The sequence below is a fragment of the Methanobrevibacter sp. V14 genome (assembly GCF_963082475.1).
Classification (GTDB): Archaea; Methanobacteriota; Methanobacteria; order Methanobacteriales; family Methanobacteriaceae; genus Methanocatella.
Map to the genome: position 1 here is coordinate 83,227 of NZ_CAUJAM010000006.1, position 16,567 is coordinate 99,793.

3 protein-coding genes are annotated in these 16,567 nt (G+C 31.0%); all 3 read left to right on the forward strand.

Translation table 11 applies throughout. From position 1 onward, the window contains the following. The first annotated feature begins 82 nt into the window (after positions 1 to 82). The 3 genes from Q9968_RS02440 to Q9968_RS02450 all read left to right on the forward strand — a co-directional run bounded on the left by Q9968_RS02440 (position 83) and on the right by Q9968_RS02450 (position 16,448). Positions 83 to 8,755 carry an Ig-like domain repeat protein gene (locus Q9968_RS02440; RefSeq protein ID WP_305513136.1) on the forward strand — a complete coding sequence of 2,891 codons (8,673 nt, stop codon included), beginning with the start codon at positions 83 to 85 and terminating at the stop codon, positions 8,753 to 8,755. A gap of 193 nt (positions 8,756 to 8,948) precedes the next feature. Next, complete coding sequence (locus tag Q9968_RS02445; protein WP_305513138.1) at positions 8,949 to 11,135, forward strand: right-handed parallel beta-helix repeat-containing protein; 2,187 nt, start codon at positions 8,949 to 8,951, stop codon at positions 11,133 to 11,135. 144 nt (positions 11,136 to 11,279) lie between these two features. Continuing rightward, the gene (locus Q9968_RS02450; RefSeq protein ID WP_305513140.1) at positions 11,280 to 16,448 is read left to right on the forward strand and encodes an Ig-like domain repeat protein; all 5,169 of its coding nucleotides are present in this window, start codon (positions 11,280 to 11,282) and stop codon (positions 16,446 to 16,448) included. Positions 16,449 to 16,567 lie beyond the last annotated feature (119 nt).

Here is a 16,567-nt window from a genome sequence, read left to right on the forward strand (position 1 = left end):
ATAATTTAAAGCATATAAAGCTCAGTTTAATTTTTCTTATGTGGGCTTCATAATTTTTAAAATCATTGAATCGAGTGATTGGATGAAAAGTTTGGATAAAAATACGTTTATTTGTATGGTTCTATTCGTATTGATGGTATTTTGCATCGGTACGGTTAGTGCAGAAGATATTACGCACGATACTAACTTAACCAGTGATTATAGTGGGGAAGTTGTAAGTGCGAGTGGAGACACTATCTATGTTGATAGTTCTTCAACAAGTAATGATGAACAAGGGACTGAGGATAATCCTTATAAAACCATTTCTGCTGCTGTTAACTCGGATAAAGTTACTGGTGGGGAAACTATTTTTATAAAAAATGGATTATACTCCGAAAATGTTGTAGTTTCTCCAAAAAAAAGCATGTCTTTTGTTGGTGAAAGCCAAGAAGGTGTAATAATTACTTCTAATTCTTCTAATGCAGGTATTTTTAAAATATCTGAGAATGGAATTGCTCTTTCATTTAAAAATTTAACATTTAAGGATGTAAATGCAGGTAAATTTAATCTTCCTATGAGAATTGGTGGAAACCAAGACTTATATATGGGGGATTGTTCTTTTATTGATTGCTCTAGTAAATTTGGCGCATTCCAAATATATACTTCAGCTGCTGCAACCATTGAAAACATAAAAATACTTAATTTCAAATCTAGCGCCACAGCTGGAACTGGGGGTATTTATTTAACTGGTAATGGTGTTTATAATCTTAAAAATATTTTAATTGATAATTCTACATATTCGGGATCTAGTGGCCAAATGCAGGGAATTGTTTATTTATATGGTAGTGGATCATCCATACCAACCGCATACTTCTCTAATCTTACAATTTCAAATTGTAATGTCATATCAAATTCGATTATTAGATCTTCAGGCAATCTTAATATTAAAAATTCAAGAATTGTTAATAATTCTGTATTGAAGAATTCAAATGGTGCTGCTGGGGATGGAATTTTTTATGATACTCATTCTATAAACATTACAACTTCAGTAATTGCAAACAATTCCTGTCCTAAAATTGCATTATATAAAACGCCTGATAAAGAGTTTACTATGAACTACTGTAACATTAGGGGCAATACTTACGGTACCGGATTTGCTGATGGGGGAGACTATGATGTAAATTATAATTATTGGGGATCTAATAGTTTGCCTGATGGTGTGGTTGCTGATGTTTGGGTTATTGATAACGATGGCACTTACCAATTAAGTAATGGTGAAGATTTAACAGTTGAAATTCCGGAACTTTATAATGCACCTCCTTCCGTAATAATTCATGTTGATGCTATTGCTGGTGATGATACTAATAACGGTAGTGCTGCTGCTCCAGTTAAAACCATAGCAAAAGCTGTAGAATTAGCTCAAGGAGAAGGAAAAAGTGGTAAAATTATTGTTAATGCAGGTACTTATGCTGTAAACAATATTCAAACTACTGCTGCATTATACATATCTTCTAATGGCACTGTCATCTTTGATGGTAAAGGAGGTAGGGCATTATATGTAAAATCTGGTAATTTACATATTTCTGGAATTACATTCACTAATTGTAATGAGTCTAATTCAGGTTCCATTATTCGTATGGATACTAATGCGACTTTAATTGCTGATAATTGTATTTTCACTAAAAATGGTGGTGAAACATATCGCCAATCATTGATATATGTAGATGGTGCTGATTTAACTGTAACTAATTCTGTATTTAGTGACAATGCCGCTCATAAAACTTCTACTAGTTATGGCAGTATTTATGTCAAAAATCAGGGTAAGTTACATGTGGATAATTGTAACTTTACTGATAATTTCTTAAAATATGGGTTATATATTTCAAGTTCCAATGCTGAAGTTTATAATTCAAACTTCTTTAGAAATAAAGGTACTTCCTCAAGTGGAAGTGCGGGTATTGGTATTTATGTAAGTGGTACTTCTTCTGCTTATTCTACAGGAAAATCAGGCAAGGCTATTGTTAAAAATTGTAGTTTTATAAATAACACTGCCATCTCTGGAACTTATTATGGAGGTAAAGGCGGGGCTATTTACGTAAACAATAATGCTTCTATGGATATTGATGGATGTTACTTTGAAAACAATGTTGCTCTTACTGGTGGGGGACCTGGTCAAGGTGGTGCAATTTATGCTTCTGCTGGTGCAATATCTGTTAATAATTCTGTATTCAAAAACAATGTTGCCGATAATGGTTCTGAAATCTATTTAAAATATCATGTTAGTAATTCCTCTAATCCTTTGTCTGCTGCTGGATTGAATAAACTAAACATTACTAATTCCATTATCCTCAGTGACGTAAATGGAGCAATTTATGCCGATAATAAATCATACGTTGCAGATGTTAATGAAAACTTCTGGGGAACCAATGTCGAACCTAGTGATAAGGTATCCGATAATATTGATATTGGAAATTGGATAGCATTAACTGCTAATATTAATCCGGCTGATGCTCAAATTGGTGATGAAGTGACAATTAATGCTGCTTTCAGTTCTTTAGTATATGCTGATGGTAGTGTTGTTAATTATAATAGGGTATTGCCTGATGGTTTAAAGGTAACATTCACTTCTAGTAGCGGTAACTTAAATGAAGAGGTCGATGTTGCAAATGGTGAAGCTTCTACAACTTACACAATTGATGCAAATGATAAGTATATTACCGCTTCGTATAAAGATGCTGTTGCAAAAATTCCATTGGGCACTGAATTTGTTTATGTATCTCCTGATGGTAGCGATGCTAATTTAGGTAGTGAAGCAGAACCTGTTGCAACCTTGGCACATGCTATTGAAATTTCTTCAAAAGGAAAAATCATTGTTTTAGCAGGCACCTATAAAACCGGCAACTTAGGATATATAAGTGAAAACTTAACTATAATTGGTGTTGGTAATGTAATATTTGATGGTGAAAATGCCAACAGGATATTATACTTTGGAGCTGATGCTAAGGGTTTCATAGCTAATGTTACCTTTGCAAATGGGTATGTTACCGGTGAAAGTGGTGCATTAATTGGAAATGCAGGAAACTTAACTATTGAAAATTGTACTTTTGCTAATTCCACTTCCGCTAAAAACGGTGGTGCAATTTACAACGCAGGTATTTTAACTATCAGGAATTCAATATTTGAAAACAACAAAGCTAAGGAAAATGGAGGTGCAATATTCACTCAAAATGCAGGAATAGGTGTAACTCCTGAATTAATAATTGAAGGTACTGTATTTAGTAATAATAGTGCTGTAGGTACAGGCAATTTCGGCGGAGGAGCCATTTTCGTACAACAGGCTAAGAATAATTTATTAATTTCTAACTCCAACTTCACTTCAAACCATGTTGAAAGATCAGGAGGTGGGGCTATTGAAATAGTAAACACCAATAAAGCCAATATTACTTCATGCAACTTTGTTTCTAACACTGCTAAAGGTGAAGATGCTTCAAGTAATCATGGTGGAGCAGCGATAAGTTTTGTTGGTTCATATGAGGATATTAAAGAAACCTTAACAGTTTATAACTCATTATTTGAAAATAACTCTGTTGAAGGTCTTGGTGGTGGAGCCATTTATGTCAGGGCTGCTACTGCGAATATTGCAAATTCCGTATTCATCAATAACTTGGATAATTCAAATTATACAATTTATTCAAGAGTAACTAGTTATACTACTCCTAAAGTAACTGCAAATGATAACTGGTGGGGAACTAACGATTCACCTAAAGGATTTGTTTCAGATAAAGTAACTTTAAACAGATGGGCTATTTTAACAGTTTCAAATGATACTGAAATTGTGGCTGGTGAAAATGTAACAATTACTGCCAATATCAATTCATACAATAATGGAGTTGCTGTTGGAGAATTGGAAAACCCAATTTGCATACCTCGTGATGTAACTATTTCAACATCTAATGGCGATATTAAAGGTAAATTAGAATCCGGTGAATTCAGCTATGTTTATAATGTTCCTTTAACCCTAAAATATATTAAAGTCACTGTCGATAATCAAAGTGAAATGATATACTTGATATCTTCCACTATTAATGTTAAGTTAGAAAATATCACTGTTAAAAAAGGGGATAGGCCAACTTATGTAATTAATGTAACTGATGATGGCGGAACAATCGTAAATCAAGGCAATATAGAATTATTCATTAATAACATCTCTTTTGCCAATTTAACAGTTGCAAATGGTATTGCAAAGGGCAAATTTGTTATTTCGTTAGATGAAGGTACTTATGATGTGGTTGCTAAATACAGGGATAATGGAGGATTATTTGAAGAAAACTTCGGAACAGGTTCTATAAAAGTCAGCGGAAACAATAACAATATTTACGTATCTAACTTCTTCGACTTCTTTGATGAAGATGGATACATGTACACTGATATTCCATTCAATTCTTTAACTTTCAGGGACACATTCAATGCTAAAGATTTAGGAATTAATAAAATAACATTCACAGCACCAATGACATTTAATAATTATGGTAAATTGGGCATATTTAATAATATTACTTTTGATGTTGTATCTCAGGATATTACATTAAGGGATCTTACTTTAATCCTTAATAATGGAATTTCTGGTTCTGCTATTTATGTTGCTGGAGATGATGTAAGTTTAAATGCATTAAAAATTAATTATGAAACTGTTGCAAATAGTGAAGCATATGGAATATTTGCTAATGGTGTAGATAACTTAACCGTATCCGGAATAGTCATTGACATTGTTAGTAATTCTATTGGAAGTGTTGGTTATCACCAATATGCTATTAAAGTTCGTGATTCAACCAATGTTGTTGTAACTGGTGGAAACATAAATGCTAATTTGCCTGCTTGTGATGTGGATTACGAAGAATCCGGCATTGATGCTGATTTAGTTTTAGCTATTGGTATTCAAGGCAGTGAAAATGTAACAATTGCTAATGCAAGAATAAATACTAATGTAATTGGTGCTTATGGAAGTTACCCAACACTTGATTCTATCATGGCTAAGGATGTAACTAATTTATTAATTAGTAAAAACACTATTGCTCAAACCGATTTCATAACTACCGGTGCAGGTTACTCTAATGTTGTAGATTTATACACTTGTAACGATGCTCAAATAATGGGCAACAACATTTTAGTTAACTCCACTGCAGGTACAAACGGTGCAGGCACTGCTTATCCAATTCAATTAACTGGTCCGTACAAAGGTCTTTTAGTTGACGGAAATACTTTAACCGCAATTAGTCGCGGTCCTACTTTAGGTATTTACTCACAAAACTATTATGGTGCATCTTATATTACTGTAACCAATAACTTAATTAATGTAACTGGTTTAGCAACTAATACTAGTTCCTGGTCTTTAGTTTCAGGAATAGAACTCCAAGATACTCTTGCTAAAGTATACAATAACACAGTTTACTCTCAAAGCATTGGTGATTATTATGAAAATAATTATTTATATGGTATAAGCTATGCTCAGAATATAAATGGGAATCATTCATTTGATATTAGGGATAATCAAATATTCACTAAAGGTAAATATTCAGTATATCTATTAAATGCTATTAATTCTAATGTAACCACTAACAATTTGCATGGTCATGAATTATGGGGCGATTCAGCTGCAACTATTGTGTCTGGTAATGGAAATGTTATTAAAAACAATTACCCTCCATATCTGGCTGAAATAATTATTGATGTTCCAAATGTATTTGCAGGATATGATGCTACCATTGTTGTATCTGTTACAAATGCTACTGGAGGTAATGTAACTATCAAAGTAAATAATAAAGAATTTAAAGATTTGCCACTTATTAATGGAAAAGTATCACAATTGGTTGAATTTGCTGATTTAATTGATGTTAACAATGTAACTGTTACTTATAATGGTAGTGAATTGGTTAATGCTGGTGAAGCCAATACTACTTTCAGACTTTTAGACGGAGTCATTACCAATTCCACATTCTTCAACTACTTTGATGAAAATGGATACTTATTGCCTACTCCTGAAGGAGCTACTTTAGACTTCCGGGGACCATTTATAGGTAATACTTACTCAGTATACATTAACTCACCTGTAAATGTTATTTCATCTACTGGGGATGCTGTATTTGACAGTGGAGTAAATCCTGGTAACTGGGTAAAATTCAATGTTGTTGAGGGTGCAAACCACACTAATATCACAGGCATTAGCATTATTAACGGCGATCTATTCATCAAAGGCGCTTCTTACGTAACTGTTGATGATATCTATATGAAAGCTAATATGAGCGGTGTTGGCGCAGGTACAGGATTCTTGTCCATACACTCTAATGCCTACTACACTACCGTTAAAAATTCAAAATTTGAAAACGGCGGCACTGGCTCAAGCTGTGTTGTTTTAGGTAAAGGCGGCAAATATGCAACATTTGACAATAATGAGTTCTTAATTACTGGATCTTCTGGTAATGTATTGTCTTCCAACATATTTGTGGGATCTGGAGAAATTCCTCAATTTGTAAACTACACCAACAACATAATCAACTCCCAAGTTCCCGCTTCCCCATTCATGTACGGAATTACTGTATGCGGACAAGGCAACATTATTGAAAATAACAGCATATTGAACTTTAAAGGCAATGCAATTGTCAATCAATGGGGCGCTACTTCAACCGAAAACATATACAGAAACAACACCATTACCGGCGGAGGATCAATGAGTGTCGGCACTTACAGTTTAGTAGAAAATAACAATATTGCCGAAGGAGCTTTAACTGCAACCGAAGGATGTACTTTAACTGGAAATACCGTTAACTCATTAGCAATTAATGGTAAAAATGTTGTTGCATCCAAAAACACTATTCTGACTACTGTAAATGTTGGATCTGCTGCTAAAAACACAACATTCACAGAAAATAATGTATCAGATCTTGTAACTGTAAACTCAAATGACAATATAATTACTGGAAACTTCATTAATTCTACTACAACAGAATATGCTATAGATCTTAAATCTACTACTAATAACACTGTAGTTAATAACATATTACACTCTAGTGCTTTAACTGGAAATTCTGCTGTAACTTATCAAAATGTGAATAACACAGTTAAAAATAATTTCCCAATTGACCCTAAATTAAGTATTCAGGTTGAGAATATTCTCGTTGGTCAAAATGCAGAAATCCACATTAAATCTGGTGAAAATATATCAATTGCTGTTGAAGTAATTTTAGATGGTAAAAAATACTCTCTTAATCTTGTAAATGGTGAAGCTATATTAATTGTATCTGGATTAAATGCTAATACTTATACTGTATCTGCATACTCTGAAGGTAATTTATTCTATATGCATTCTAATTGCTCTAATCAATTCACTGTTGATAAATTAGCACCTGATGTAAATGTTGCTATTGGTGAAATAAAACTTGGTGAAGACGTTATTGTGTCTATTAACATTCCTCATGCTACTGGCAATGTTAATGTTATTGTTGATGGTGTTGGAGTGGTTGTTTCTTTAGATGTGAATGGAAATGCTACATATACTATTGATAGTATTTCTGTTGGAAATCATAGTGTTGTTGTTGCATATCTTGGTGATAATCATTATCTTCCTAAGGTAGAAAGTATTCATTTCAATGTTTCAAAAGAAATTCCTGAAGTAAATATCATGGTGCCTGGGGATATTAAGGTTGGTGAAGATGTGAAGGTAACTGTTAATATTCCTCATGCTACTGGCAATGTTAGTATTATTGTTGATGGTGTTGGAGTGGTTGTTTCTTTAGATGTGAATGGAAATGCTACATATACTATTGATAGTATTTCTGCTGGAAATCACAGTATCGTTGTGATTTACTCTGGTGATGAAAAACATGATTCAGTTTACAAAGCAACTTCAATCTTTTTAGAAGAATTCAGCACTAAATTTGATAATATCACTGTTGAATGTGGTAAAATAACTGCTACTTTACTTGTTAGTACTGGTGAATCTATTGCAAATGCTGCTATTTCATATACTATTGATGGTGTAAAGTATACTACTACAACCGATGAAAAAGGTACTTTTGCAATTTCTAATGTTACTGATAAATTAGTATGTATTAATTATGAAGGGGGAGATGCTTTGCTTGGATGCAATATCTCAATTTCATTAAAGAATATGGCTAAAGTAACTGATTCTAGTGTGATTACTTCTGAAGATTACACTCAATACTCTTGTGAAGCCATAACTGGTGAAAAAGGAGGATACTACTCACTGCGTCTCACTGATCCTAGTGGCAATCCATTAGTAAACAAATCAGTTGGTATTGGATACAATGGTATATTGGCTTGGTACACTACTGATGAAAATGGTACTGTCAATAAATTAATTGGTTTGCAAAATGCTGGAGTATACACATTTGCATCTGCATTTTTAGGTGATGAAGACAATAATGCTTCATTTGCGGTAAATAGAATTATTATTGTTAAAAAACCTACCTACATTAAAGCATCTTCAAAAGCATACAAAGCAACTGCAAAAACCAAAAAATACAAAGTAACACTTTCGACTGTCAAAAACATTGACGGTAAAATGTATTTAGCTGCTGGTAAGAAGATAACTTTAAAAGTTAACGGTAAAATATACACCGCTAAGACTAATGCGAAAGGTCAAGCAACATTTAAACTTAAACTTACCAAAAAAGGTAAATACACAGCTAAGATTTCTTATGCTGGGCAATACTTGTTGTATGAGGCATCTAGTACAAATGCAAAAATAACAATTAAATAGAAGAGTATTTCACTCTTCTAATTATTTCTTTTTTTATACTCAAATTTAATTAATTTTAAAGATAACTTTATAAACTAATTTTTATATATACTCTATTGCCTTTAAGTGATTTTTAAAAATATATTTTTAAAATCTCTGAAAAAGTAAAACTTTTGAAGGGGTGAAAAATATAGGTTTAAATTGGAAATTGATATTGGGATTAATAATTATATATGGTGTTCTGAGTATTTCTTCACTTTCAGCTACTGAAATTGATGATAATTCATCATTAGAAGGAGTAAGCATTGAAAAAGTTTCAACTATTGCTAATGGCACTGTATTAAATTCTATTGATGAAGAAATTCCCGATGAACCTGATTTGGTAGTTGATGATACCGTATATGTCACATCAAAGAATATTGATGATTATTTTGATAGTGGTGTTTTAAAATCAAGATTTAATGGCAAAACAGTAATTTTTGCTGAGAATTTTGAAAATTTAGGTAAATTAACAATTAATGCAGAAAATGTAACTATTAAAGGTATGGGATATTCCTTAAAAAATTGCGTATTTAATTTAGAAGCAAAAAATATTACTTTGTCTGATTTAAATATCGATCTTGATAGTGAATTTGCAAATAATGATTATGCGGGTGTTTTAGTTTATTCAGATTATGCAAATTTGATTAATCTTAATATTAATTATGTTGTTCCGACTAATGTTCAAGCATATGGTGTTTATGTAGAAGGAATAGGCAACAGAGCTGTTAAAAATCTTCGCATGATTAATTGCAGCATTAATTTTGAAGGACATAATAATAATGTAAAGGTTTATAATTGTGCTTTAAAAATAGTAGATTGTGATAATGCTTTAGTTGCAAATAACACGATTTCATCAGCTTTGCCTCTTAAAGATATTATATTTGGCGCAAATGGTGCAGAACTTGCTTCTGATTTAGTATTGACTGTTGGAATTGGCGGATGTGATAACCTAACATTTGTAGGAAATAAGTTAATATCTGAAGTTAATAAACGCCCTCAATGTGCATATCCATCTTTAGATACAATGTTAATATCTAAGTCTCATAATTCATTAATAGCTAATAACTCTATCTACATGTCTGACTTTTTAACATTTCCGGGAGTAGATAATTATCTTTATGGATTGGATATTTATAATTTGGAAAATCTGACAGTTATTGGTAATAATATTTCAATTATCACAACTGGAGGTAAGTTAGCTGCTGGTACTGCATATCCGATTCAAATCACAGGTCCTATTGCTAATGTAAATATAACTCATAATGATTTGTATTCATTTTCCAATGGTCCAAACATTGGTGTTTATTCACAAAACTTCTATGGTGCAACTTCATTATCAATTACATACAATAAAATCAATGTAACAGGTTTAGCAGGTACACATGAATGGGCTTTAGTGGCAGGTATTGAATCACAAGATACTCACTCTATAATTCAACATAATATAATTGAAGTTCACAGTGTTGGTGATGTTTCAATTAATGATAATTTATATGGGGTTAGTTATCATCAAAGTACTTCTGGAGACCACCAATATGATATTCAAAACAATACTGTATTCAGTGATGGTTATTATTCAGTTAATTTATTAAGTTCTGTTAATTCAACAGTAGCTAATAATTTATTAGTAACTTATAATCCTAAGGCAAATAACACCAATGGATATAAATATGGAGATTTGTCCGCTCATAAAAATATGGAATTTTACAATAATCCGGTAATTTCCGCATTTAATTATTTTGCTAATCATGAAAATAATGTTGATAACGGAGAGGAATTTAATTATAATCCAACTAATAATAATGATATTTCAAATAATATTGACGGCAGTCAAATTTCCAGTGATGAAGATACAAATAATCATCATTACAATCCTTTAATTCCGGGATCTTCTAATCAATCTGGAAGTCATGAGGGTGAAGAAGGTTGGGTGATACCTATTGAGGAAAATGGCAATAATCAACACAATGGCGAGTCTCAGGGTAATAATGATGGAAATGGGAATTCTACCAAGACTATCATGTCTTTAAAGGAATTGATTATGAACTATATTAACTCCAATACTCAAAGTGGTAAAGTTAACAACACTTCCTATAATGGTCATAAGGTTAATGCTGATTCAAATAATTCTGATGATTCCCCATCCGATTCCGGAAGTGAATCAATTGCAAGTCAATCTAAATCAACCAAAAGTGTTGATGAATCTTCAACTGGCGAGTCTTCAAGTGTCAGTAAAAAGATTTACGAAATTGATGAGAAAAACGAGATAAATAAATTTATTCCATCAGTATTTTTCATTATACCTATGCTGATATTATTTGTTATTGGACTTAGACGGAAAAAATTAAATTTTAAATAAAATTAGTCATTTTTGACTGATTTTCTCTTTTTTTTATTTTTAATTTTTATGATACTTTTAAATACCTTGTTATTATATAACTATATCTATCAACGATAAATTATAATTTATAAAGTTAAAATTAAAATAAATGAGGTATTTAATTTGAAATTTAATAAATTGGTATTAATAACTTTCATTGTTTTAGTTTTATTAACAATATCTGCTGTAAGTGCAAATAATGTTAATGTTAATCAAACAGAGGATAGTTTAGACCTTTTAGGTGAAAATCAAAATTCTATTTATGTTGATGCCATATTTGGGTTGGATTCAAATAATGGATTTTCAAATGAATCTTCTGTTAAAACAATCTCCAAGGCTATTTCAATATCCGGTGGTGATGACAATATTTATTTAGCTGACGGAACTTATAGTGGTTTGGAAAATACTAGGTTGAACATTACCAAATCTTTAAATTTCATAGGTTCTGGAAACACGATTATTGATGGGAAAAATAAAAACTATTTATTTATTGTTTCAGATAATATAACTGTCACATTTAAAAATATACAGTTCGTTAATGCTTATAAATCTCCAAATTCTTATTCTGTGCATTATAATCATCAGGTTTATGGGGCAGCTATTGACATTAAAAATTCAAATGTGGTAATTGATAATTGTACCTTTAAAAATAATGTCTTATATTATGATACAATTGACGAGAGTATTTACGGTGGGGCAATTAGTAATTTTGGTGATTTGACTATATTGAATTCTTATTTTGAAAATAATACTGCATTATCTACATCAGGATTATTGTCATATGGCGGTTGTGTTTATAATAAAGGAAGATTATTAATCAACAGTTCAGTTTTAAATAAATCAAAAAGCGTTGATTTTGGTTATGGTGCAGGTATTGGTAACGATGGATATGCTGTCATTGATTCAAGTGTCATTACAAACTCCTACACTGCTCAAGAATGTAAGGGTTCGGCTATTTATAATGCCGGAGAATTAATCTTGACGAATTCGAAAATAGAAAATAATCATATTAAAAGAGCAAGCTTCGACACCATGTTTGGTTCTATTTATAACTCAGGAAACTTTACAGCATATGGCAACATATTTAGAAATAATACTGCACATTATCAAACACCAATGTCAGCATATAAAGGATCTCCTAACATATACAATTGTGGAAATTTAAATTTAACTTATAATGCATTTACGGATAATTTAGGATTTGAAGGCATCTCACAAGATGTTTATATTTATTCTGGTGATGAGTTATGCCTTGATTATAATTGGTGGGGTACAAATGAAAATCCATTCACTGATTTAAATAGAATTAATGTTGACTTAGTTAATTCTTGGTTAATATTTAATTTAATACCGGATTATACAAAACTTGACATTGGAGATGATGTTGAAATTTCTGCATTCTGGTCAAGTAGCAGTAATGTTTTGCCTAAAATTGAGTTATTGCCTATATTTAACGTGACTTTCATGCCGGATAACATTGTAAAAGCATTGACCGGTGGTGAAACCTCATTCATATTCAATCACAGTCAAGTTAAAAGTTCATGGATTGTTACCGCAAGCATAGGGTCTTTTTCTCAAGGCGTAATTGTTGATGTTGGTAAAATTTACACTGATGTAAACATTGCCAGCGATAATAATATAACTTATGGTGATGATTTAAACATTAATATTGAAGTTACCAGTCATGATTCAAGTGTTGTAGAGGGCAATGTCTCTGTAATTATTAATGATAATGTATATACAGTTAGTTTAACAAATGGAAAAGCCAACATCACTGTTTCAAATTTAGTTCCGGGAAAGCATATTGTTAAGGTAAGATATAATGGAAATGACGATTATTTTAAGGCATTTAACAATGAAACAGTTAATGTTGAAAAACAAGATGTTAACATGTCCCTAACAATTCCGGAAATATATATTGATCAAAAAGGAAGGGTGATAGTTACATTACTTCCAAAAGGGGTTCAAGGTCAGGCTTTTTTGTATATTAACGGAGTTCGCAAAAAAATAGTTTATCTATACAATGGCAACACTACTATTTCATTAAGCAACTTTGCTGAAGGGGAATACAACATCACTGTTGAATTTGTTGAAACCATGTATTATAAATCGTTTAATGCAAGTGGTGTTTTAAAAGTCAATAAATATGTTTCAGCTTTAAATCTAAGTGTTGAAGATGTTTATGTCGGTGAAAACGTCACAATTAAAGTCATAGTTTCACCAGATTCACTAAGGGGTGAAGCGACTTTAATAATAAATAATTTTAATACAACAATTAATTTGGATAATGCAACAACCACGGTTAGTTTATCAAATCTTACAGGTGGAACTTATAATGTGATGGTTTTATTTAAGGGTGATTCAAAATATTACCCATCTAATGCTTCAGCAACATTTAAAGTATTAAAAGCAAATTCCAGTTTAAACGTGAAGCTAAATTATGATGAAAATAAATTAAATGGAACAATAACTGTTGAATGTATTCCAAATAATTGCACTGGAGTCGTGGGAGTTTATATTAACTATAAAGAATACAGATTAAACCTTACAGGTGGAAAAGCTACATTCAATGTTAATTATTATAAGGGAACCAATTATATCTATGTTTATTATGATGGTGATAAGTATCACTATGGTTGTAACTGGAATACCACAATTGGCGTGGCTGATGAGTTTGTATTTATAGGAAAAAACGTCACCGGATGGCAATATAATGATTTTAATTATACGGTAAGATTGCTGGAAGTAAATGGTGTTCCTTTACCAAGCAGAACTCTAACAATTACTTTTGAAGGCAAATCTTATAATGTTACCACTAATAGCCATGGATTTGCAGAGTTTAACTTGAATTTGCCTAGTGGGGAATATAGTATAGCTACAACTTATAAAAACACAACAATTTATAATACCATAACTGTAAAGGACATTAAATTTAATTTAACTAGTAAAAATATAATCTATGGTGAAAATGGAGAGTTTAAAGCCAGTTTTGATGAAGGAATCTCAGGTAAAGTTAATTTCATAATAGATGGCATTTTAAATGTCAGTGTAAATATTGTAAATAAAACTGCCGTATTTAATTTATCCGGAATTGATGCAGGTTCATACACTCTTAAAGCTATTTATACAAATGATTTATTTAGTTCAAATGAAGTTTTAACTACTTTCATAGTTAAAAAGGCAGACGCTAGTTATAATTTAGTTGCAAATGATGTAACTCCTGAAATGGATCAAATCATTTCATTAAGTAATCTTGGAAATGCTACAGGCGAAATAACATTCGTTGTTAATGGGACAGTTTATAGAGAATATATTAATAACTCACAGGTTTCTATAAAATTGTCTGGTCTTCAAAAGGGTAATTACTCATTTGTAATTAGTTATGGGGGAGATAAAAATTACAATAATTTCACCATATCCTCAGTATTTTATGTAAAATCTTCTTATTCTAATGTTGTTTTAAAAATTAACAATGCTCATTATGGTGAAAATTTAGCTGCAATAGTTATTTTAGATACAAATGCAACTGGAACTGTGAGATTTAGTGTGGGACATTTAATTAAAGATGTTGAAATCAAAAATGGAATTGCAAAATGGAGCTTCACGGGATTAAATGCAGGAAAATATAATATATCTGCAAATTATTTGGGAAATCATTATTATATATCTTCAGCCAATGTTACCTCATTTGAAGTTCAAAAAGCAAATTCAACAATTGTTTTATATACTAAAGGAGCATATTTAGGAGAAAATATCAGAATCTATGCTAATTTAAGCACTAATGCAACAGGTGTTGTTAGTTTTAGTATGTTGGGATATTATACTCCAAGAGATAAGGTGATTGTTGATTCAACTGCAAACTGGTATATTTCACCTTTAAAAACCGGTTCATACACTGTAATTGCAAAATACAAGGGAGATTCTAATTATTGCCCATCAAATACTACATTTATTTTAAACATTACTCAGAAAAAAGCTATTTTGAATGTTTCAATAAATGATGTTGGATTAAACGATAGGATAATTGCAAAAATTACATTAGTGTCAAGTGAAGGTGAAAAGTTAAATGCAACAATTAAACTAATTGTTAACTCAAAATCTTACTCTGTTACAATTAGAAATGGTGCATTAACATTTGTAATTGGCAAATTAAATGAGGGCAGTTATACATATAGCGGGACTTTTGAAGGTGATGATAATTATTCTTCAAGTTACTGTGAGGGCAATTTTGAAGTGAGTGACAATTTATTAGACGTTAATGTCACGGTTAGCGATATTGAAATGTTTTATAAAGGTAGTGAAAAATTAACTATTTCTCTTGTATCCGCTAAGGGAAAGGTTTTAAGTGGAGAGAATGTTTTTGTAATCATTAATAATAAAAATTATAAACTCACAACAGATGTTTCTGGAAAAGCTTATTTAATTTTAAATTTGACATCCGGAAATTACACAGCATATGTTTATTTCAATGAAACTACTAAGTACAAATCTGCAAATGCCAGTGCAAATGTCATGATATTCCCAACTGTTGAAGGAATTGATGTTGTTAAGCTATATGGAAGTGGAACACAATATTTTGCCGTATTTTGTGATTCAAATGGGAAGGTTCTAGCGAATACCAAAGTTACTTTTAAAATTGGCACCAAAACGTTTACCACAAAAACATTGCCAAATGGTATTTCCAGATTAAATATTAATTTTGCTCCTGGAAGTTACATAATATCAACTGTAAATCCGGTTACCGGTGAAAAGGTTACTAATAAAATATTTATCTATAATTATTTGGTGGAAAATAAGGACATAATCCAATATTGGGGTGCTAAAAAAGTTTATAAGGTGCGTGCTTATGGTCATGATGGCAAACATGTTGGTGCTGGAGTTTGTGTGAAAATTAAAGTAGGTGGAAAAACTTATAATGTTAAAACTGATAAAAAGGGTTATGCTTCTCTAGTAATTAATTTAAAGGTTGGTTTACATACTATTAAATCTACTTATAATAAATATTCAGTATCCAATAAAATCATGGTCAAATCAATCATAATCACTGATAATTTCAAAGTTAAAAAAGGTAAAAAAATTAAGTATGCAGTCAAATTAGTTAATAAAAAAGGCAAAATCCTTAAAGGTAAAAAGATTACTTTTAAATTCAAAGGCAAAAAATACACTTCTAAAACTAATAAGAAAGGAAATGCTATAATTGTCCTTAATATACCATATAAAGTTGGTAATTATAAAATAGTATATAAATATGGCAAATTTAAAATAGCTAAGACCATTAAAGTTATAAATTAAGTTTTGTTAAAATTTTTCATTTTTATTTTTCCATGGTAGATTAACTCTATGCTATGTCCCATTTTTTTCAATAATGTTTTATTTAATTAAAAATACATATTTTTATTTTATATTTTTCA

Excerpts from the sequence above, each read along its gene's own strand:
- Q9968_RS02440 (WP_305513136.1), top strand. The coding sequence starts at position 83 with ATGAAAAGTTTGGATAAAAATACGTTTATTTGTATGGTTCTATTCGTA.